Genomic DNA, 19,059 nt, shown 5'->3' on the forward strand with positions numbered 1-19,059 from the left:
GGGGTGAGTGCGGGCAGCCAACAACGCTGCGGCTTGAAAGATGACGGGTATATACTGAGGATTACTATGCGAAACTGGCAGGTTCCAATCCGACGCTCCGCGTTGTTCCTGGCGCTGCTGGCCGTGACCGGCCCGGCGCTGCATGCTGAGGATACAATGAACTCCACGTCATCTCATTTTGCCTATATCGGCACCTACAATCCCAACGGCGAAGGCGTTTATCGGGTGCAGGTCGATCCGGCCAGCGGCGCGCTGAGCCACGCCACGCTGGTCAGCAATGTGCCGAATCCGGCGCAGCTGACGTTGAGCGCTGACGGCAAGACGCTGTATGTCGCCAGCGAAGTGGCCGATTTCAACGGCGGCAAGCACGGCGGCATCACCGCCTACCGGGTCAATCCGGCCGATGGCGCACTGACGCAGCTCAACCAGGTGGATTCGCAGGGGGCAGGGCCGGTGTATCTCTCCTCGACGCCGGACGGCCGCCATCTGCTGGTGGCGAACTACGTCAGCGGCAGCGTGGCGGCTTTCCCGATTGAAGCGGACGGCAGCCTGGGCGCCGCCAGCTCGGTGCAGCAACAGCAGGGGCCGGCGGGCGCGGCCAAACCGGCGGCGGCGGTGAACGGCAGCTTCGCCATCAGCGATCACAACGGCCCGCATGCCCATATGATCGCCAGCGATCCGAGCGGCAAGTTCGTGTTCTCCACGGATCTGGGGTTGGATCGCATCTACCAATGGCGCTTTGACGCCGCGAGCGGCCGCCTGACGCCGAACGATCCGCCGTGGATCGCCGCCTCTTCCGCCGGCGCCGGCCCGCGTCATTTTGTGTTCCACCCGGACGGCGACACCGTGCTGCTGGTGAACGAAGAGGCCTCGACGTTGACCAGCTACCGTTTTGATCGCCAAAAAGGTACTCTGAAACAACTGCATGCGGTTTCCGCGCTGCCCGCCGACTATCAGGGCACCAGCTTCGCCTCGGGGCTGGCGCTCAGCAAAAACGGCGGCACGCTGTACGTCGCCAACCGACTGCATAACAGCATTGCCCAGTTCAGCGTGGGCGCCGGCGGCGAGTTGAAACCGGTGGCGGAAACCTGGACCCGCGGCGATTATCCGCGTTCGCTGGCGCTGAGCCCGGATGGCCGCTATCTGTATGCGCTGAACCAGCGCAGCGATAACGTCACCCGCTTCAGCGTCAACCCGACGGACGGCAAACTCAGCTTTGTGGGCGGCTATCTGCCGATCGGCAGCCCCTCGCAAATGGCGTTTCTGCCGCCGGCGAAGTAACCCGTGGCCCGCCCGGTTCGCCGGGTGGGCCGCCTGATTGACGGACACAGAATGGTGCGATTTCCTTACCCGCGTTTGGCTTACTTGTTCGATGCTTTGCAAACCGAGACTTTGCCGCAGGATGAGCTGGCGAAGCGTTTCGCCGTGTCCACCCGCACGGTGCGGGCGGATATCACCGCGCTGAACGAGATCCTGGACAAATACGGCGCGCGCTTCGTGCATAGCCGCGGGGCCGGCTATCGTTTGCAGGTCGATAACGCTGCGCTGTTCAGCGCCCTGCAGCATCAGGAGCGCCGCAAACAGGCCACCCCGCGCAGCGCGCAGGAGCGGGTGCATTATCTGCTGGTGCGTTTTTTGACCTCAGCCTTCTCCCTCAAACTGGAAGATCTGGCTGACGAGTGGTTCGTCAGCCGCGGCACGCTGCAAAACGACATGGCTGAGGTGAGAGAGCGTCTGGCGCATTATCAATTGACGATCGAAACCAAACCGCGTTACGGCATGAAGCTGTTCGGCGCGGAGATGGCGATCCGCGCCTGCCTGACCGATCTGCTGTTCCAGCTGCAGCTGGCCGACGCCGAGAACCCGTTGCTCAACAACGAGATCCTGTTGCAGCCGCAGGTGGCGGCGTTCGCCGGATTGCTGCACCCGCTGTTGTCGCAATACGCCATTCGCCTGACCGACGAGGGCGAGCAGTACCTGATCTTCTACTGCGCGGTGGCCCTGCGGCGCATCAACGACGGTTATCCGCTGCCGGACTTTGAGGTGGAGGACGGCGACGAGGCGGTACGCCAGGTGTCGACCCGTCTGGCGGCGGAGCTGCGCGCGGCCTCCGGCAAAGAGATCTCGATGGCCGAAGAGGCCTATCTGCGGGTCAACATCGCCGCGCGCCGCGTGCAGGACGTGCAACCGACCGAGATCAACGCCGACGATGAAGAAGCGTTGGTGGACTACATCCTGTCCTACATCAACGCACACTATAACTACAATCTGCAGGGCGACGAGCAGCTGCGGGCCGATCTGCTCACCCATATCAAGACCATGATTACGCGGGTGAAATACCAGATCAACATCCCCAATCCGCTGCTGGCCAACATCAAGCAGCACTATCCGATGGCTTACGACGTGACGCTGGCGGCGGTCTCCAGCTGGGGCAAATACACCCCCTATACCCTGAGTGAAAACGAGATCGGCTATCTGGTGTTGCACATCGGCGTGGGGCTGGAGCGGCATTACAACATCGGTTATGAACGCCACCCGCAGGTGATGCTGGTGTGCGATACCGGCAACTCGACGGTGCGCATGATCCAGGCGCAGATTGCGCGCAAGTATCCGCAACTGGTGATGACGCGCATCGTCTCGCTGCGCGATTATGAGATGCTTGCGCACATCGACGAAGACTTCGTGATTTCCAACGCCCGCATCGGCGAAAAGAACAAGCCGGTGGTGGTGATGTCGCCGTTCCCGACCGATTATCAGCTGGAGCAACTGGGCAAATTGGTGCTGGTGGATCGCACCAAACCGTACATGCTGGAGAAGTTCTTCGACGCCGAGCATTTCATGGTGCTCGACGAGCCGCTGACGCAGGCGGAGCTGTTCAGCCGGGTATGCGGCCAGCTGGAGCGGGAAGGATACGTCGGCGCGGACTTCTATCCGTCGGTGGTCGAACGCGAGGCGATCGTCTCCACGCTGCTGGGTGAAGGCATCGCCTTGCCGCACTCGCTGGGGCTGCTGGCGAAAAAGACCGTGGTGGTGACGCTGCTGGCGCCGCAGGGCGTCGTCTGGGGGGAAGGTGAGATCGCGCACGTGATTTTCCTGCTGGCGATCAGCAAGAGCGACTATGAAGAGGCGATGGCGATCTACGAGCTGTTCGTCACCTTTGTGCGTGAACGCTCAATGAGCCGCCTGCTGGGCAGCGACAGCTTCGACAGTTTTAAGGCGGTGGCGTTGGACTGCCTGAGCCGGAGTTGAGGGGCATGTGAGTGATTGGGCGCAGAAGCGCCCTCAGCGACTAATCTTCATCAAACCCGGAGTTGAACAGCTCGACCACCGCCGCCAGCGCGTTGACTTCGTCGGGGCCGGTCGCTTCGACTTCGATATGCCGGCCCTGGGCGGAGTCCAGCATCAGCAGCGCGATGACGCTGCTGGCTTCGGCCTCGGTGCCGCTTTCGTTGCGCAGCATCACTTCCGCATCGAAGCTTTGCACCAGTTCGAACAGCTTCATCGCCGGGCGCGCGTGCATGCCCAGTTTGTTTTTGATTTCAACCGTCTGTTTGACCGTCATTGTTTACGCTTTTCCAGCGTGCGGTGGCGCGACTGCACGTTCTTGCCGCGCGAGCGGAAGTAATCGGCCAGCTGTTCCGCCACGTACACCGAGCGGTGCTTGCCGCCGGTACAGCCGATGGCGACCGTCAGGTAGCTGCGGTTGTTGGTTTCCAGCATCGGCAGCCATTGCTCCAGGTAGCTGCGGGTCTGGTAGATGAAGTTGTGCACTTCGGTATGGCGATCGAGGAACGACGCTACCGGCTTGTCCAGACCGGTCATCGGCCGCAGCTTCGGATCCCAGTGCGGGTTCGGCAGGAAGCGCACGTCGAACACGTAGTCGGCGTCGATCGGGATGCCGTGTTTGAAACCGAAGGATTCGAACACCATGGTCAGTTCGCGCTCGCGCTTGCCCAGCAGGCGGGTGCGCAGCATTTCGGCCAGTTCGTGCACCGACATTTCCGAGGTGTCGATAATCAGGTCAGCCCGCGAGCGCAGCGGTTCGAGCAGATCGCTTTCTTCGTCGATCGCGCTTTCCAGCGACAGGTTTTTGCTGGAGAGCGGATGCAGGCGGCGGGTGTCGCTGTAACGGCGGATCAGCGTGTTGCGATCGGCGTCGAGGAACAGCAGCTGCGGTGAGAAGCTGTCCGGCAGCTGAGTCATCGCGTATTCGAACACTTCCGGCGATTCCGGCATGTTGCGCACGTCGATGCTGACCGCCGCGGAGATATTGCGTTCCGCCAGCGTATTGGCGAGCTGCGGCAGCAGAACCACCGGCAGGTTGTCAACGCAGTAAAAACCCATGTCTTCCAGCGCCCGCAAGGCGACGGATTTTCCGGAACCGGAACGGCCGCTGACAATCATCAGCACCATGTGGCAACTCCCCTGGCATCGCGGCGGCGTTCATCGCCACCGGTGGAAACTTTGTTATTCCGGCCGCAGCCGGATCCATCATCGTGAAACAGTAACGTTATCCGGGCTGGAAGTCACGCCGGCCGGGCATCACTCGGTGATGATTTGGTAAAGTTCTTCGTCGCTTTGCGCGGCGCGCAGGCGGCGACATACGGTTTTGTCGGCCAGGCGTTTGGCGACCAGCGACAGGGTATGCAAATGGGTTTTGCACTGATCGGCAGGCACCAATAGCGCGAACAGCAGGTCGACCGGCTGGTTGTCGATAGCGTCGAAAGCGATGGGTTGGTCGAGACGGATAAACACGCCAACGGCCCGCAGTGTGTCCTCTTCCAGTTTGCCGTGGGGAATGGCGATACCGTTGCCGATACCGGTGCTGCCCATGCGTTCCCGGGTGAGAACCGCGTCAAACACCACCTGCGAAGGCAGATTGAGCTGTTTGGCGGCCAGTTCGCTGATAATTTCCAAAGCCCGCTTCTTGCTGGTGCAGTGTACCGAGCTTTTGGTGCACTCGATGTTTAACACCGAGCTTAATTGCATATATTCGTTGTTCATCTCATCTTCACTTAAAACCGCGCCGCCGGGCGCGCCCGGCAAGGCGGTTTTTCGTCGGTTTTAACCCTGATTACCGTTCGGCGCGTCACCCATGCGGGTCACGCGCCGAAGGGGGAGGCGGCGACGGATGCCGCCTCATGGAATGGGTTAGGGTGTCAGTGTTGCTTCAATTTGTCTTTATGTTTGTTCAATTGACGTGCCAATTTGTCGATCAGCGTATCAATTGCGGCATACATATTCTCGTCTTCCGAGGTGGCGTGCAACTCGCCTCCATTCACGTGCACCGTTGCTTCCGCAATTTGCTGCACTTTTTCCACACTTAATACAACATACACCTGATTGATGCGATCAAAATACTGTTCGAGTTTGGCGAACTTGTTGTTCACGAACTCGCGCAACGGATCGGTGATTTCGATGTGGTGTCCGGTAATGTTGAGCTGCATAGTGTCTTCCTTCTCAATAGAGGTCAAACCAACTGTTTACGCTGGTTCGACGGCGGGATGGACAAAGACTCTCGGTACTTGGCGACGGTGCGCCGCGCCACGATGATCCCCTGATCGGCGAGCAGGGTGGCCAGCTTGCTGTCGCTGAGTGGTTTGGCGGGGTTTTCCGCCGCAATCAATTTCTTCACCAATGCGCGGATCGCCGTCGAGGAGGCTTCGCCGCCGCTGTCGGTATTCACGTGGCTGGAGAAGAAATATTTCAATTCGAAAATGCCGCGCGGGCTGTGCAGAAACTTCTGCGTGGTGACGCGCGAGATCGTCGATTCATGCATTTCCACGGCCTGGGCGATATCCGCCAGCACCATGGGTTTCATAAACTCTTCGCCTTGCTCGAAGAACGCCTGCTGCTGATCGACGATGCAGCGGGTGACCTTCAGCAGCGTCTCGTTACGGCTCTCCAGGCTTTTAATCAGCCACTTGGCTTCCTGCAGGTTGCTGCGGATGAACTGGCCGTCGGCTTCGCTGCGGGCGCTGTTGCCCAGCGCTGCGTATTGCTGATTGATCTTCAAACGCGGAACGCTGTCGCCGTTGAGCTCGACCGTCCATTTGTTCTGCGTCTTGCGCACCAGCACGTCCGGGATCACGTATTCCGATTCGCCGGTATTGATCGACTGCCCCGGGCGCGGATCGAGCGACTGAATCAGCAGCATCGCTTCTTTCAGTGTATCTTCTTTTAGCCGGGTTGATCGCATCAGGCTGCGAAAGTCATGGTTGGCCAGCAGATCCAGATGGTCGCTGATGATCAGCCGCGCTTCGGCCAGGTAAGGGGTGTCTTTGGCGTATTGGGAGAGCTGCACCAGCAGGCAATCGCGCAGATCGCGCGCGGCGACGCCGATCGGATCGAAACGCTGCACGCGCTTCAACACCGCCTCGACTTCATCGAGGGTCACGTTTTCGTCGCCCAGGCTTTCCAGAATGTCTTCCAGCGGCACGGTGAGATAGCCGGTGTCGTCCACCGCGTCGACGATGGAGGTGGCGATGGCGGCGTCGGTATCGGAAAACGGCGTCAGATCCACCTGCCACATCAGGTAATCCTGCAGCGTTTGGGTGGTCTCGCCCTGATAGACCGGCAGCTCGTCGTCGCTGTAGTCGGTGCCGGTGCCTGACGGTGTGCCGGCGGTGTAGATCTCATCCCAGGTGGCGTCCAGCGGCAGCTCTTCCGGCATGTCTTTCTGTTCCAGCGCCTCGCGGGTATCGAGCCCCTCGGTCTCCTGGGTTTCTTTGGCGTCGATTTCGTCGTGCAGATCGGTCTGTTCAAGCAGCGGATTGCTCTCCAGCGCCAGCTGGATCTCTTGTTGAAGCTCAAGCGTGGACAACTGCAGCAGGCGGATCGCCTGCTGGAGCTGAGGAGTCATGGCCAGCTGTTGACTGAGCCTGAGTTGCAAACCTTGCTTCATAGTTTTCTGTCTACTTCCGTTAACGGTGTCGCCCCGCAGGGCGCGCCGGCGCTTAGAGGCGGAACTCTTCGCCCAGATAAACGCGTTTAACCTGCTCGTCGGCCAGAATAGCATCCGGCGTGCCGTGGGCAATCAGTTTGCCCTGGCTGACGATGTAGGCGCGTTCACACACGTCCAGCGTCTCGCGCACGTTGTGGTCGGTGATCAGCACGCCTAGGCCGCTGTCACGCAGGTGCTCGATGATTTTTTTGATGTCGATAACGGAAATCGGATCCACCCCGGCGAAGGGTTCGTCCAGCAGAATGAATTTCGGGTTGGCCGCCAGCGCGCGGGCGATTTCGACGCGGCGGCGTTCACCGCCGGACAGCGCCTGGCCGAGGCTGTCGCGCAGATGGGAGATATGGAACTCTTCCATCAGCTCTTTGGCGCGGTCTTCGCGCTGTTCGCTGGTGAGGTCGGGGCGAATCTCCAGCACCGCCATCAGGTTGTCGTACACGCTCAGGCGGCGGAAGATCGACGCTTCCTGCGGCAGGTAACCAATGCCGCGGCGCGCGCGGGCGTGCAGCGGCAGCAGGCTGATGTCTTCTTCGTCGATCACGATGCGCCCGGCGTCGCGCGGCACGATGCCGACCACCATGTAGAAGGTGGTGGTTTTACCGGCGCCGTTCGGGCCGAGCAGGCCGACGATCTCGCCGGATTTCACTTTCAGGCTGACGTCTTCGACAACTTTACGGCCCTTGTAGGCTTTCGCCAGGTTTTCTGCGATGAGTGTTGCCATAAGTGATTAGTTACTCTTTTTTTGCTCGTTTTTGTCTTGCAACTGCGACGGTACCAGAACCGTTGTCACGCGTTTGCCTTTATCGCTAAACGCCTGCATTTGCTGCTGTTGCACCAGATAGGTGATGCGATCGCCTTTCACGTTGCTGTCGAGCTGCTCCAGATAGGCGTTGCCCGTCAGGGTCACCAGCTGGGTCGCCACGTCGTAACGCACTTTCTGCGCGTGGCCTTTGACCGGCTTGCCGCTGTCCTGCATCTGGTAGAAGGTTACCGGGTTGCCGAACGCTTCAATATAGGTCTTATTCTGATCTCCGCCCGGGCGGGTGACGACCACCTTGTCGGCGCGAATATCGATGGTGCCCTGTTTGATCACCACGTTGTCGGTGAAGGTGCTGACGTTGCTTTGCATGTCCAACGACTGCTTGAGCGAGTCGATGCTGACCGGCTGGCTGGAGTCGGATTTCAGCGCCAGAGCGGGGGCGCTGGCGGCCAAAACTAAGCTGCCGAGCAACAGGTTACGGAGTTGTTTTTTGGTTCTGAATTTCATAGTTGGTCTTAACCTTATCAATCAGCTCAGCGGTTTTGGTCCGCAGGTTCCCACGCATTTTCATGCCGTTAGAGGTAAAATTGGTCCCGTAAAGCGTGACTTCGTCATCGGAGGTGACGTCTTGGGTGACCAGGTTTACCTGAGCGTTGTCCGTCTTAATTTTTTCCAGCTGCGAGGTGGTGGTCAGGCTGTTCACCTCGACGTGACCATACAGATACAGCATTCGGTCTTTAGTCAGTTTGGCGCGATCGGCGCGAACTGACCAGGTGGCCACCGCATTCTCATCGAACAGCGTCATCACCGGCTGGGTGAACCAGCTCAGCTCGCCGGCGGTGTAATACTTCGCGTCTTCCGCCACCAGTTTGTAATTCAGCTTGCCGGCCGGGTTGTACACCACGGTGACCGTGTGCTGGCTCTGGTAGGTCGGATCCTGATCGTTGACCGGGCCAGGGGCCGTGTCGTCGCTGAAGTCCGTCATGTTCCAGCCGATCAGCGCCAGAACGATCACCGTCAACAGGATGGTGATCCACAGTTTGGTTTTACTCATATCGACAGCCCTTTGGCGTCCTCCAGCTTATTTTGAGCCAAAAGAATGATGTCGCACAGTTCGCGCACCGCGCCGCGGCCGCCGGCGATGCGGGTGACGTAGTGGGCGCGCGGCGTCAGCAGCGGGTGGGCGTCCGCCACCGCGACCGCCAGGCCGACCTGCGCCATCACCGGCCAGTCGATCAGGTCATCGCCGATATAGGCGACCTGATCCGCCGTTAACGACAGTTTATCCAACAGTTCGCGGAAGGCCAAAAGCTTATCGGATTGCCCCTGATACAGATGGGTGATGCCGAGCGTCTGCGCGCGATCTTCCAGCAGCTTGGCGGAGCGACCGGTGATGATCGCCACCTCGATGTCCGAGGTTTTCAAGCAGCGGATGCCGTAACCGTCGCGCACGTTGAACGCCTTCAGTTCTTCACCGTTGTTGCCCATGAAGATCAGGCCGTCCGACAGCACGCCGTCAACGTCGCAAATCAACAGGCGGATGTTCCCGGCACGCGCCATAACCTCTTGTTCTACCGGCCCGTAGCAGGTTTCTACCATACCCATTCCGTTCTATTCCTTAATTAAACGACGCCGGCGCGCAGCATGTCATGCATATGTACCACACCCAGCAACTGGTCGCCATCGGCAACCAGCAGCGCGGTGATGTGGCGTTGTTGCATCAGGTTCAATGCATCGACCGCCAGGAGGTTGGGGCGCACCCGCACGCCGCCCGGCGTCATGACATCGGCGATCTTCGCCTCGTGCAGGTTGATGCCCATGTCGAACACCCGGCGCAGGTCGCCATCGGTAAAGATGCCGGCGATTTTCATCAAATCGTCGCAGATCACCGTCAGGCCCAGATTTTTGCGGGTAATTTCCAGCAACGCGTCGCGCAACGAGGCGTCGGCGCTGACGTGGGGTATTTCATCGCCGCTGTGCATGATATCGCTAACCCGCAGCAGCAGTTTGCGGCCGAGTGCGCCGCCCGGATGCGACAGCGCGAAATCTTCCGGCGTGAAACCGCGCGCTTTCAGCAGCGCAACGGCCAGCGCATCGCCCATCATCAGCGTGGCGGTGGTGCTGGTGGTCGGCGCCAGCCCCAGCGGGCACGCTTCCTGCGGCACCTTGATGCACAGGTGGATATCCGCCGCTTTACCCATCGCGCTTTCCGGATTGTTGGTCATACAGATGAGGGTGATCTGTTGGCGTTTCAACACCGGGATCAGCGCCAGGATCTCGCTGGACTCGCCGGAGTTGGAGATGGCGAGCACGATGTCCTGCGGGGTGACCATGCCCAAATCGCCATGGCTGGCCTCCGCCGGATGAACGAAGAATGAGGGCGTGCCGGTGCTGGCGAAGGTCGCGGCGATCTTGCAGCCGATATGGCCGGATTTGCCCATGCCCATCACCACCACTTTGCCGCCGCAGGCGGCGATCGTTTCGCAGGCGCGGGTGAAGTCTGCGTTGATGTAGCGATCGAGCTGGGCCAGCCCTTCACGCTCTATCTGAAGCACTTCTTTACCGGCCTGTTGAAAATCGAAGCCCGGTTGCAACTCAATGTTCGACATACTCATTCCCGTCGGTTTAGCCGAAAGTACTGAAAGGGTTAAAGAACAGCACCGCAAGATACGCAATAAAGCCGCATAATAACAGCGCGCCCGCCAGGTGGCCGATGCGATGTTTGCGGCCGATGCACAGCACGCTCAGCAGCACGCTGGCCGCCAGCATCACCCAGTAATCGCGCTGGAAGGCGGCGGTGTCTACGCTGCCCGGCGACAGCAGGGCGGGTACGCCCAGCACGATCACCGTGTTGAAAATATTGGAGCCGATGATATTGCCAATCGCCATATCATCCTCGCCCTTCAGCGCCCCGGCGATGGAGGTGGCCAGTTCGGGCAGGCTGGTGCCGATGGCGATAATGGTCAAACCGACCACCAGTTCGCTCAGGCCGAAATAGTGCGCGATCACCGTCGCGTTATCGACCACCATTCTGGAAGAGAGCGGCAGAATGATAAACGCCAGCACCAGCCACAGCACCGCCACGGTATTGCTGCTGTCCTGCGGCAGCTCGGCGATCTGCTCCATAGTCAGGCTGTCGCTGCCCTCGCGCTGGGCCAGCCGGGCGATTTTCAGCATCAGCAGGATGAAGCCGGCGGCGGCGGCCAGCAGCAGCACGCCGTCCAGCCTGCTCAGGGTGCCGTCCATCAACACGAAACCGCATAATACTGTGACCGCTAACATCAGCGGCAGTTCGCGCCGCAGTATCTCAGAGCGCGCGGCCAGCGGGTGAATCAACGCCGCCACGCCCAGGATCAATAAAATGTTGGTGATGTTGGAACCGACTACGTTGCCAACGGCCATATCTATCTGCCCGTTCAGCGCGGCGGTGGTGGACACGATCAGCTCCGGCAGCGAAGTGCCGATGCCGACGATGGTCATGCCGATGATCAACGGCGGTACGCCGAGCGAGCGGGAAATCACGGCAGCACCATAAACTAAGCGGTCTGCACCGTACACCAGTAGAAATAAACCAACGATTAATAATGCTATCGCGAGAAACATGCAGGGTCCTTTGTCGGGTATTATCCCGGTTCGTTGGTTAAAGCCGTCAATGCGGCGGTATTGCTTGCCCTCCGTTGCGCGCGTTTGAGCCGCAGCAACGGTTTTCCCCGGCTAATAGTTGAACAGTTTCGTTTTTTTTCGTTATGGCACCAATTTTGACCGGGTGGCGCGGAAAAGTAAAACCAATGGCACCATTGGTTGCGAAATGGCAGTAAGTTTTTGTAAAGATGAGACGGATTGCGCCCATTGCTTTAACATCACGGGTAGATTCAGCAAAAGATGAGTCGTAAAGGGTCCATTAACATGCTCCAAAAGGCAGATAATTTGGTCGAAGTGCGCGACATGAGCTTCTCGCGCGGCGACCGACGGATATTTGAAGACATCAACCTGACGGTGCCTCGCGGTAAGGTCACGGCGATCATGGGGCCATCGGGCATCGGCAAAACCACGCTGCTGCGCCTGATAGGCGGCCAGCTGGCGCCGGACAGCGGGGAGATTTGGTTCGACGGCGACAACATTCCCGCGTTGTCCCGCCGTCAGTTATACGACGCGCGCAAAAAAATGAGCATGCTGTTCCAGTCTGGCGCGCTGTTTACCGATTTGACCGTATTCGAAAACGTGGCCTACCCGCTGCGCGAGCACAGCAACCTGCCGGAGCCTTTGTTGCGCAGCACGGTGCTGATGAAGCTGGAAGCGGTGGGGCTGCGCGGCGCGGCTCAGCTGATGCCCAACGAGCTTTCCGGCGGCATGGCGCGCCGGGCGGCGTTGGCGCGCGCGATCGCGCTGGACCCGGAAATGATCATGTTCGACGAACCTTTCGTTGGCCAGGATCCGATCACCATGGGAGTGCTGGTCAAGCTGATCGATGAGCTGAACCATGCGCTGGGCATTACCTGCATCGTGGTGTCGCACGACGTACCGGAGGTGCTGAGCATCGCCGACTACGCCTACATCGTGGCCGACCACCGGGTGATCGCCGAAGGCACCACGCAGCAATTGCAGAACAATCCTGATGCGCGCGTGCGCCAGTTCCTGGATGGTATAGCGGATGGGCCGGTGCCGTTCCGCTATCCGGCCGGGGATTATCAGACCGAACTGCTAGGCTTAGGGAGTAAATAAGCTCATGTTATTAAGAGCGTTAGCGTCGTTGGGGCGCAGTGGCATCAACACCAGCGCCAGCTTCGGCCGCGCGGGGTTGATGCTGTTCAACGCGTTGATTGGCCGGCCGGAACCCGGCAAGCAGTGGCCGCTGCTGTTGAAACAGCTCTACAGCGTCGGCGTGCAGTCGCTGCTGATCATCATGGTCTCCGGGCTGTTTATCGGCATGGTGCTGGGCCTGCAGGGCTATATCGTGCTCACCACCTACAGCGCCGAGGCCAGCCTCGGCATGATGGTGGCGCTGTCGCTGCTGCGCGAACTGGGGCCGGTGGTCACGGCGCTGCTGTTCGCCGGCCGCGCCGGTTCCGCGCTCACGGCGGAAATCGGCCTGATGAAGGCGACGGAGCAGATCTCCAGCCTGGAAATGATGGCGGTCGATCCGCTGCGGCGCATCGTGGCGCCGCGCTTCTGGGCCGGGCTGATCAGCATGCCGCTATTGACCATCATTTTCGTGGCGATCGGCATTTGGGGCGGCTCGGTGGTCGGCGTGGACTGGAAAGGCATCGACAGCGGCTTCTTCTGGTCGGCGATGCAGGGCGCCGTGGAGTGGAAAAAAGATCTGCTCAACTGCCTGATCAAAAGCGTGGTATTCGCCATTACCGTAACCTGGATTGCCATTTTCAATGGGTACGACGCCGTGCCTACCTCTGAAGGGATTAGCCGGGCGACGACGCGTACCGTGGTGCATTCGTCACTGGCGGTGTTGGGATTGGATTTCGTGCTGACCGCACTGATGTTTGGGAATTGATTCGATGCAAACGAAGAAGAGTGAAATCTGGGTTGGGGCATTTATGCTGATCGCGCTGTGCGCCATCGTGTTTATCTGCCTGCAGGTGGCGAACCTTAAATCGATCGGCAGCGAGCCGACCTACCGCATTTACGCGACGTTCGACAACATCGGCGGCCTGAAACCGCGTTCGCCGGTGAAGATTGGCGGCGTGGTGATCGGCCGCGTGGCGGACATCGAACTCGATTCGAAAACCTACACGCCGCGCGTGGCGCTGGATATCCAGAAAAAGTACGACCAAATCCCGGATACCAGCTCGCTGGCGATCCGCACCTCCGGCCTGCTGGGCGAGCAATATCTGGCGCTTAACGTGGGCTTCGAAGATCCTGATATGGGCACCACCATCCTGAAAGATGGCGGCACCATTCAGGACACCAAATCAGCCATGGTTCTGGAAGACCTGATCGGCCAGTTCCTGTATAAAAGCGGCGGTCAGGACAGCGCCAAATCGGGAGACGCGGCCGCTGAGCCGGCTGCCGGCGCCGCACCGCAACCCGCTGTTCCAAATCATTAAGAGAGGATACCTGCATGTTTAAACGTTTACTGATGGTGGCTCTGCTGGTGGTTGCACCGCTGGCGAGCGCAGCCGACCAAACCAATCCTTACAGCATGATGCAAGAAGCGGCGCAGAAGACTTTCAGCCGTTTGAAGAACGAACAGCCGAAGATCAAGCAGGACCCGAACTACCTGCGTGCCATCGTGCATCAGGAACTGATGCCGTTCGTGCAGGTGAAATACGCTGGCGCGCTGGTGCTGGGACGTTACTACAAAGAGGCAACGCCTGCGCAGCGCGAAGCTTACTTCACCGCCTTCCAGGCTTACCTGGAGCAGGCTTACGGCCAGGCGCTGGCGATGTATCACGGCCAGACTTACCAGATCGCGCCTGAACAGCCGCTGGGCAATGCCGACATCGTGGCTATTCGCGTCACCATCATCGACAACGGTGGCCGTCCGCCGGTGCGTCTGGATTTCCAATGGCGCAAGAACAGCAAAACCGGCTACTGGCAGGCGTATGACATGATCGCCGAAGGCGTCAGCATGATCACCACCAAGCAAAATGAGTGGGCGTCTACGCTGCGTACTCAGGGCATCGACGGCCTGACCAAACAGCTGCAGGCCGCCGCCGCGCAGCCTATCACGCTGGACAAGAAAAACTGATGTCGGCAGCGCTCAGCTTCGAATCAGAGCAGCAGACGCTGATCCTGCGCGGTGAACTGGATCGGGAAACGCTGCAGCCGCTGTGGCGGCAGCGCGACGCGCTGATGGCGGATAAAACCGCGATCGACGTGGCGCAACTGCAGCGCGTGGACTCCGCCGGGCTGGCGCTGTTGCTGCATCTGCAGGAAGAGCAGCGCGAGCGCGGCGTAGCGCTGAAAATTTTCGGCGCCACCGAGCGCCTGAAAACGCTGATCGCGCTCTACAACCTGCAGGCGATAATGCCTGTCGATACCGCCGGTTAGCGGCGTTTTACGCCGCTCTTGCGTGGCAAAACGATACAAAGCCCCTGTTATGCAGGGGCTTTTTCTTTAGTTTAAGAAAACATCGTATTCCACTAAGATACTAGGCTGTTTATGATCCTTTAGCGGCAGAACTGGATACTATGGAAACCAACGAGATTAAAGACGTGCTGATGCAGGCATTGGCACTGGATGAAGTACATGTGACGGGCGACGGTAGCCATTTTCAGGCGATTGTGGTCGGTGAACTGTTCGCCGGCATGAGCCGCGTCAAAAAACAGCAGACGGTTTACGCACCGCTGATGGAATACATTGCGGACAACCGCATTCATGCCTTGTCTATTAAGGCGTACACCCCTGAAGAGTGGCAGCGAGACCGCAAACTCAACGGATTTTAAGGCTGTTTGCCCTGCCGGGCGGGCAGCTTCAGATTAGATAACAGAGAGTAGTCAGATGGATAAATTTCGTGTGCAGGGTCGGACCCGCCTGAGCGGTGAAGTGTCTATTTCCGGGGCCAAAAACGCCGCCCTGCCGATCCTGTTCGCCGCCCTGTTGGCGGAAGAGCCGGTCGAGCTGCAGAATGTCCCCAAGCTGAAGGACATCGACACCACCATTAAACTACTCAACCAGTTGGGTACCAAGATTGAGCGCAACGGTTCGGTCTTCGTGGACGCCAGCGGCGTGAACGAGTTTTGCGCCCCTTACGATCTGGTGAAAACCATGCGCGCTTCCATTTGGGCGCTGGGGCCGCTGGTGGCGCGTTTCGGCCGTGGCCAGGTTTCCCTGCCGGGCGGCTGCGCGATTGGCGCGCGTCCGGTCGATCTGCACATCACCGGCCTGGAGCAGTTGGGCGCCGAGATCAAGCTGGAAGAAGGCTACGTCAAGGCGTCCGTCGAGGGCCGTCTGAAGGGCGCGCACATCGTCATGGACAAGGTGAGCGTGGGCGCGACCGTGACCATCATGAGCGCCGCGACCCTGGCGACCGGCACCACCGTTATCGAAAACGCCGCGCGTGAGCCGGAAATTGTCGATACCGCCAACTTCCTCAACACGCTGGGCGCGAAGATCAGCGGCGCCGGCAGTGACAAGATCACCATCGAGGGCGTCGAGCGTCTGGGCGGCGGCGTGTACCGCGTGCTGCCTGACCGCATCGAGACCGGCACCTTCCTGATCGCCGCCGCGGTTTCCGGCGGCAAAGTGATGTGCCGCAACACCCGTCCGGACACGCTGGATGCGGTGCTGGCCAAGCTGCGCGAAGCCGGTGCCGATATCGAAGTGGGCGAAGACTGGATCAGCCTGGACATGCACGGCAAACGCCCGAAAGCGGTCACCGTGCGCACCGCGCCGCACCCGGGCTTCCCGACCGACATGCAGGCCCAGTTCAGCCTGCTGAACCTGGTGGCGGAAGGCACTGGCGTTATCACCGAAACCATCTTCGAAAATCGCTTCATGCACGTGCCGGAATTGATCCGCATGGGCGCGCACGCGGAGATCGAGAGCAACACCGTAATCTGCCATGGCGTTGAACAGCTGTCCGGTGCTCAAGTGATGGCGACCGATCTGCGCGCTTCCGCCAGCCTGGTGATCGCTGGCTGCATCGCCGACGGCGTGACCGTCGTCGATCGCATCTATCACATCGATCGCGGCTATGAGCGTATTGAAGACAAGCTGCGCGCGCTGGGTGCGAACATCGAACGTGTGAAAGGCGAGTAAGTCATTAGCGCCGGCGCGGCTGCGTCGGCAGGATGAATAGCAAAGGGCCGGCTATCAATGCCGGCCCTTTTTTAATTGCTGTCTTCCGGGAATTCACCCACCGTCATTTTCAACGTAATGCGTTTGCCGTCGCGCAGCACGATAACCGGTATCTCGGTGCCCGGTCTGATCTCCGCCACCTGATCCATGGTCTCCAGCACGGACACCGCCGGTTTGTTATCCACGTTGATGATGATGTCGTTGATCTGGAAGCCGGCGTTGTTCGCCGGGCCGTTCGGCGTAATCTCGGTCACGATGATGCCCTGCAGGCGATCGATGCCGGAATTGGACGAGCGCAGCGGAATGATCTCCTTGCCCTGAATACCGAAATAGCCGCGGATAACGCGGCCGTCGCGGATCAGCTTGTCCATGATCTTGGTGGCCAGTTCGATCGGGATCGCAAAGCCCAGCCCTTCCGGCGTTTCGCCGTCGGTGATTTTGTCATAGGTCAGGGTGTTGATACCGATCAGCTCACCCAGCGAGTTGACCAGCGCGCCGCCGGAGTTGCCGCGGTTGATTGAGGCGTCGGTCTGCAGGAACGTCTGCCGGCCGGTGGTGCTCATACTGATGCGCCCGGTGGCGCTGAGGATGCCCTGAGTGACGGTCTGCCCCAGGTTATACGGGTTGCCGATCGCCAGCACCACATCGCCGACGTGGGCAACGCGGTTTTTATTGGTCGGGATCACCGGCAGGTTGCCGGGATCGATCTTCAGCACCGCCAAATCGGTCAGGCCGTCGGAGCCCACCAGCAGCGCTTCGTAACGGCGGCCATCCTGCAACACCACGGTGATCTGCTGTGCGTCTTTGATCACGTGGCGGTTGGTGATGATATAGCCGCGTTCGTTCATGATCACGCCGGAACCGAGCGACAGCACGTTGGCGGCGCCGTTCAGGTTGCGGTTGTAGATGTTCACCACGGCAGGGGCGGCGCGGCGCACCGCCTTGTTGTAGCTCACCGGCGTTTCGTCGCTGGTATTCTCGGTTTTCTCTGCAAACAGACCGTTGGAAGAACGCAGCATGGGCAGAGCGGCCAACAACAGGCCGGCAACGATGAGACCGATAACGACAGAACGCAAGAGCTTAGCAAACATGGAGTTTTCGTGGTGTGGTGAACGATGTTCGGAGGATAGCATGAGTTAACCGGGCGCAGTATGTCACCGAGCCCGGTTTTTGCACAAATTAACGCAGCAGCAGATAAATGGTTTCGTTACCGCGCACGATATTGAGCGCCATCACCGGTGGTTTGGCTTCCAGCACCTTGCGCAGTGCGGTGATACTGTCTACGCGCTGGCGGTTGACGCCGATGATCACGTCGCCTTTTTGCAGGCCGATTTGCGCCGCCGTCGAGCCTTTATCCACGTTCTCCACCTTCACGCCCTTGTCGCCGCTCGGCAGCGCGCCGTTGCTGAGGGATACCCCCTGCAGCGCCGGCGACAGCGTTTCGGCGTTGGTCGAGGCGCTCTCGCTGTTGTCCAGCGTGACCGAGACTTCCTGCGGTTTACCGTCGCGCAGCAGGCCTACCTTGAGGGTTTTGCCCGGTGCGGTGGTGCCGACCTTGGCGCGCAGTTCGGCAAAACTGTTCACCGGTTTGCCGTCGACGGAAACCAGAATATCCCCGGCTTTGATGCCGGCCTTGGCGGCGGCAGATTTCGGCAACACTTCGCTGACGAAGGCGCCGCGCTGCGCGTCGGTGTTGAAGGCTTTAGCCATGTCCGGGGTCATTTCACTGCCCTTGATGCCAAGCAGGCCGCGTTTCACTTCGCCGAATTCGATCAGCTGCTGGCTCAGGTTCTGCGCCATATTGCTCGGAATGGCGAAGCCGATGCCGACGTTGCCGCCGCTCGGCGCCAGAATGGCGGTATTGATGCCGATCAGTTCGCCGTTCAGGTTAACCAGCGCGCCGCCGGAGTTGCCGCGGTTGATGGAGGCGTCGGTCTGAATGAAGTTTTCCAGCCCTTCCAGATTCAGGCCGGTGCGGCCCAGCGCCGAGATGATGCCGGAGGTGGCGGTTTGGCCCAGGCCGAACGGGTTGCCGACCGCCACGGCGAAGTCGCCGACGCGCAGCTGGTCGGAATCGGCCATCTTGATGGCGGTCAGGTTTTTGGTATCGCTGAGCTGCAGCAGGGCGATGTCGGATTGTTCATCGCGCCCGACCAGCTTGGCGTCCAGCTCGCGGCCGTCGTTCAACTGCACGCGGATTTTGTCGGCGTTGTTGATGACGTGGTTGTTGGTCAGCACGTAGCCCTTGGCGGCGTCGATGATCACGCCGGATCCCAACCCTTCAAAAGGGCGGGAGCTCTGCTGTTGGCCGGGGAAATTGGGGCCGAAGAAGCGTCTGAACTCTTCCGGCAGCTGTTGACGCTGCACCTGGGTGCCTGCGACATGCACGCTCACTACGGCGGGCAAGACTTTTTCCAGCATCGGCGCCAGGCTCGGCAGCGGCTGCCCCTGCACGGCGACGGGCAGGGCCGCGTTGGCCGCCGGTGCGGCGCTGAGCGCCAGGCCGAGGCTCATTGCCAATGCACTAAGAATTAACGACTTTTTCTTCATTGATGATAACTCTCTCAATACCTGCCGATGA

22 protein-coding genes are annotated in these 19,059 nt (G+C 59.9%); 9 read left to right on the top strand and 13 right to left on the bottom strand.

Going from position 1 to position 19,059, the window contains the following annotated elements:
* Positions 1–66: 66 nt before the first annotated feature.
* The gene (locus tag ACTJJ6_RS11735) at positions 67–1,281 is read left to right on the top strand and encodes a lactonase family protein (protein WP_049299904.1); all 1,215 of its coding nucleotides are present in this window, start codon (positions 67–69) and stop codon (positions 1,279–1,281) included.
* A gap of 51 nt (positions 1,282–1,332) precedes the next feature.
* Positions 1,333–3,249, top strand: a complete 1,917-nt coding sequence (locus tag ACTJJ6_RS11740; protein ID WP_079450135.1) for a BglG family transcription antiterminator — start codon at positions 1,333–1,335, stop codon at positions 3,247–3,249.
* Between the two features lie 40 nt (positions 3,250–3,289).
* On the opposite strand, the gene npr is transcribed toward ACTJJ6_RS11740, so the two are convergent.
* From npr to ACTJJ6_RS11795, 11 genes are all read right to left on the bottom strand, one after another.
* Complete coding sequence (gene npr / locus ACTJJ6_RS11745; protein WP_004937034.1) at positions 3,290–3,562, bottom strand: PTS phosphocarrier protein NPr; 273 nt, start codon at positions 3,560–3,562, stop codon at positions 3,290–3,292.
* Complete coding sequence (gene rapZ, locus ACTJJ6_RS11750; RefSeq protein ID WP_015379177.1) at positions 3,559–4,413, bottom strand: RNase adapter RapZ; 855 nt, start codon at positions 4,411–4,413, stop codon at positions 3,559–3,561. The genes npr and rapZ overlap by 4 nt, the downstream gene beginning before the upstream one ends.
* Positions 4,414–4,542: 129 nt before the next feature.
* The gene (gene ptsN / locus ACTJJ6_RS11755) at positions 4,543–5,004 is read right to left on the bottom strand and encodes a PTS IIA-like nitrogen regulatory protein PtsN (RefSeq protein WP_016930212.1); all 462 of its coding nucleotides are present in this window, start codon (positions 5,002–5,004) and stop codon (positions 4,543–4,545) included.
* A 155-nt stretch (positions 5,005–5,159) separates the two neighbouring features.
* Positions 5,160–5,447: a ribosome hibernation promoting factor gene (hpf, locus tag ACTJJ6_RS11760; protein ID WP_004937038.1), complete on the bottom strand. Its 288-nt coding sequence runs from the start codon at positions 5,445–5,447 to the stop codon at positions 5,160–5,162.
* A gap of 23 nt (positions 5,448–5,470) precedes the next feature.
* Positions 5,471–6,904: an RNA polymerase factor sigma-54 gene (rpoN, locus tag ACTJJ6_RS11765; RefSeq protein WP_016930211.1), complete on the bottom strand. Its 1,434-nt coding sequence runs from the start codon at positions 6,902–6,904 to the stop codon at positions 5,471–5,473.
* A gap of 52 nt (positions 6,905–6,956) precedes the next feature.
* Positions 6,957–7,682, bottom strand: a complete 726-nt coding sequence (gene lptB, locus ACTJJ6_RS11770) for an LPS export ABC transporter ATP-binding protein (RefSeq protein WP_004937040.1) — start codon at positions 7,680–7,682, stop codon at positions 6,957–6,959.
* A 6-nt stretch (positions 7,683–7,688) separates the two neighbouring features.
* On the bottom strand, positions 7,689–8,228 hold the full coding sequence (gene lptA / locus ACTJJ6_RS11775) for a lipopolysaccharide ABC transporter substrate-binding protein LptA (protein ID WP_028127535.1): 540 nt from the start codon (positions 8,226–8,228) through the stop codon (positions 7,689–7,691).
* Complete coding sequence (gene lptC, locus ACTJJ6_RS11780; protein ID WP_016930209.1) at positions 8,197–8,775, bottom strand: LPS export ABC transporter periplasmic protein LptC; 579 nt, start codon at positions 8,773–8,775, stop codon at positions 8,197–8,199. The genes lptA and lptC overlap by 32 nt, the downstream gene beginning before the upstream one ends.
* Positions 8,772–9,326: a 3-deoxy-manno-octulosonate-8-phosphatase KdsC gene (kdsC, locus tag ACTJJ6_RS11785; protein ID WP_021505108.1), complete on the bottom strand. Its 555-nt coding sequence runs from the start codon at positions 9,324–9,326 to the stop codon at positions 8,772–8,774. The genes lptC and kdsC overlap by 4 nt, the downstream gene beginning before the upstream one ends.
* 17 nt (positions 9,327–9,343) lie before the next feature.
* Positions 9,344–10,330, bottom strand: a complete 987-nt coding sequence (gene kdsD, locus ACTJJ6_RS11790; protein ID WP_440803758.1) for an arabinose-5-phosphate isomerase KdsD — start codon at positions 10,328–10,330, stop codon at positions 9,344–9,346.
* Between the two features lie 16 nt (positions 10,331–10,346).
* Positions 10,347–11,324: a calcium/sodium antiporter gene (locus tag ACTJJ6_RS11795; RefSeq protein WP_028127534.1), complete on the bottom strand. Its 978-nt coding sequence runs from the start codon at positions 11,322–11,324 to the stop codon at positions 10,347–10,349.
* A gap of 303 nt (positions 11,325–11,627) precedes the next feature.
* On the opposite strand from ACTJJ6_RS11795, the gene mlaF reads away from it, so the two are divergent.
* From mlaF to murA, 7 genes are all read left to right on the top strand, one after another.
* Entirely contained in the window at positions 11,628–12,443 is an 816-nt protein-coding gene (gene mlaF, locus ACTJJ6_RS11800; RefSeq protein ID WP_028127533.1) for a phospholipid ABC transporter ATP-binding protein MlaF, read from the top strand.
* A gap of 4 nt (positions 12,444–12,447) precedes the next feature.
* Positions 12,448–13,230: a lipid asymmetry maintenance ABC transporter permease subunit MlaE gene (gene mlaE, locus ACTJJ6_RS11805; RefSeq protein WP_004937059.1), complete on the top strand. Its 783-nt coding sequence runs from the start codon at positions 12,448–12,450 to the stop codon at positions 13,228–13,230.
* Positions 13,231–13,234: 4 nt separating this feature from the next.
* A complete protein-coding gene (mlaD, locus tag ACTJJ6_RS11810) occupies positions 13,235–13,783 on the top strand; it encodes an outer membrane lipid asymmetry maintenance protein MlaD (protein WP_004937061.1) in 549 nt (182 codons plus the stop codon).
* Between the two features lie 14 nt (positions 13,784–13,797).
* The gene (gene mlaC, locus ACTJJ6_RS11815; protein ID WP_004937063.1) at positions 13,798–14,427 is read left to right on the top strand and encodes a phospholipid-binding protein MlaC; all 630 of its coding nucleotides are present in this window, start codon (positions 13,798–13,800) and stop codon (positions 14,425–14,427) included.
* Positions 14,427–14,729 carry a lipid asymmetry maintenance protein MlaB gene (mlaB, locus tag ACTJJ6_RS11820; protein ID WP_016930202.1) on the top strand — a complete coding sequence of 101 codons (303 nt, stop codon included), beginning with the start codon at positions 14,427–14,429 and terminating at the stop codon, positions 14,727–14,729. The genes mlaC and mlaB overlap by 1 nt, the downstream gene beginning before the upstream one ends.
* A gap of 140 nt (positions 14,730–14,869) precedes the next feature.
* A complete protein-coding gene (gene ibaG, locus ACTJJ6_RS11825; protein ID WP_004937066.1) occupies positions 14,870–15,124 on the top strand; it encodes a BolA family iron metabolism protein IbaG in 255 nt (84 codons plus the stop codon).
* Between the two features lie 55 nt (positions 15,125–15,179).
* Positions 15,180–16,439, top strand: a complete 1,260-nt coding sequence (murA, locus tag ACTJJ6_RS11830; protein WP_004937068.1) for a UDP-N-acetylglucosamine 1-carboxyvinyltransferase — start codon at positions 15,180–15,182, stop codon at positions 16,437–16,439.
* A 71-nt stretch (positions 16,440–16,510) separates the two neighbouring features.
* On the opposite strand, the gene degS is transcribed toward murA, so the two are convergent.
* The gene (gene degS / locus ACTJJ6_RS11835; RefSeq protein WP_049299901.1) at positions 16,511–17,569 is read right to left on the bottom strand and encodes an outer membrane-stress sensor serine endopeptidase DegS; all 1,059 of its coding nucleotides are present in this window, start codon (positions 17,567–17,569) and stop codon (positions 16,511–16,513) included.
* Positions 17,570–17,657: 88 nt separating this feature from the next.
* Positions 17,658–19,028, bottom strand: a complete 1,371-nt coding sequence (degQ, locus tag ACTJJ6_RS11840) for a serine endoprotease DegQ (protein ID WP_004937072.1) — start codon at positions 19,026–19,028, stop codon at positions 17,658–17,660.
* Between the last annotated feature and the right edge of the window lie 31 nt (positions 19,029–19,059).

The sequence above is a fragment of the Serratia sp. 22278 genome (assembly GCF_052045405.1).
In the GTDB taxonomy this organism is placed as follows: domain Bacteria; phylum Pseudomonadota; class Gammaproteobacteria; order Enterobacterales; family Enterobacteriaceae; genus Serratia; species Serratia marcescens.

Bases quoted from the DNA above. Each gene is read 5' to 3' on its own strand.
- rapZ (WP_015379177.1), bottom strand. From the start codon at position 4,413: ATGGTGCTGATGATTGTCAGCGGCCGTTCCGGTTCCGGAAAATCCGTC.
- rpoN (WP_016930211.1), bottom strand. From the start codon at position 6,904: ATGAAGCAAGGTTTGCAACTCAGGCTCAGTCAACAGCTGGCCATGACT.
- ACTJJ6_RS11735 (WP_049299904.1), top strand. From the start codon at position 67: ATGCGAAACTGGCAGGTTCCAATCCGACGCTCCGCGTTGTTCCTGGCG.
- mlaC (WP_004937063.1), top strand. From the start codon at position 13,798: ATGTTTAAACGTTTACTGATGGTGGCTCTGCTGGTGGTTGCACCGCTG.
- ACTJJ6_RS11740 (WP_079450135.1), top strand. From the start codon at position 1,333: ATGGTGCGATTTCCTTACCCGCGTTTGGCTTACTTGTTCGATGCTTTG.
- kdsD (WP_440803758.1), bottom strand. From the start codon at position 10,330: ATGTCGAACATTGAGTTGCAACCGGGCTTCGATTTTCAACAGGCCGGT.
- degQ (WP_004937072.1), bottom strand. From the start codon at position 19,028: ATGAAGAAAAAGTCGTTAATTCTTAGTGCATTGGCAATGAGCCTCGGC.
- ACTJJ6_RS11795 (WP_028127534.1), bottom strand. From the start codon at position 11,324: ATGTTTCTCGCGATAGCATTATTAATCGTTGGTTTATTTCTACTGGTG.
- ptsN (WP_016930212.1), bottom strand. From the start codon at position 5,004: ATGAACAACGAATATATGCAATTAAGCTCGGTGTTAAACATCGAGTGC.
- hpf (WP_004937038.1), bottom strand. From the start codon at position 5,447: ATGCAGCTCAACATTACCGGACACCACATCGAAATCACCGATCCGTTG.
- ibaG (WP_004937066.1), top strand. From the start codon at position 14,870: ATGGAAACCAACGAGATTAAAGACGTGCTGATGCAGGCATTGGCACTG.
- mlaD (WP_004937061.1), top strand. From the start codon at position 13,235: ATGCAAACGAAGAAGAGTGAAATCTGGGTTGGGGCATTTATGCTGATC.
- kdsC (WP_021505108.1), bottom strand. From the start codon at position 9,326: ATGGGTATGGTAGAAACCTGCTACGGGCCGGTAGAACAAGAGGTTATG.
- lptB (WP_004937040.1), bottom strand. From the start codon at position 7,682: ATGGCAACACTCATCGCAGAAAACCTGGCGAAAGCCTACAAGGGCCGT.
- npr (WP_004937034.1), bottom strand. From the start codon at position 3,562: ATGACGGTCAAACAGACGGTTGAAATCAAAAACAAACTGGGCATGCAC.
- lptA (WP_028127535.1), bottom strand. From the start codon at position 8,228: ATGAAATTCAGAACCAAAAAACAACTCCGTAACCTGTTGCTCGGCAGC.
- mlaB (WP_016930202.1), top strand. From the start codon at position 14,427: ATGTCGGCAGCGCTCAGCTTCGAATCAGAGCAGCAGACGCTGATCCTG.
- mlaE (WP_004937059.1), top strand. From the start codon at position 12,448: ATGTTATTAAGAGCGTTAGCGTCGTTGGGGCGCAGTGGCATCAACACC.
- lptC (WP_016930209.1), bottom strand. From the start codon at position 8,775: ATGAGTAAAACCAAACTGTGGATCACCATCCTGTTGACGGTGATCGTT.
- murA (WP_004937068.1), top strand. From the start codon at position 15,180: ATGGATAAATTTCGTGTGCAGGGTCGGACCCGCCTGAGCGGTGAAGTG.
- mlaF (WP_028127533.1), top strand. From the start codon at position 11,628: ATGCTCCAAAAGGCAGATAATTTGGTCGAAGTGCGCGACATGAGCTTC.
- degS (WP_049299901.1), bottom strand. From the start codon at position 17,569: ATGTTTGCTAAGCTCTTGCGTTCTGTCGTTATCGGTCTCATCGTTGCC.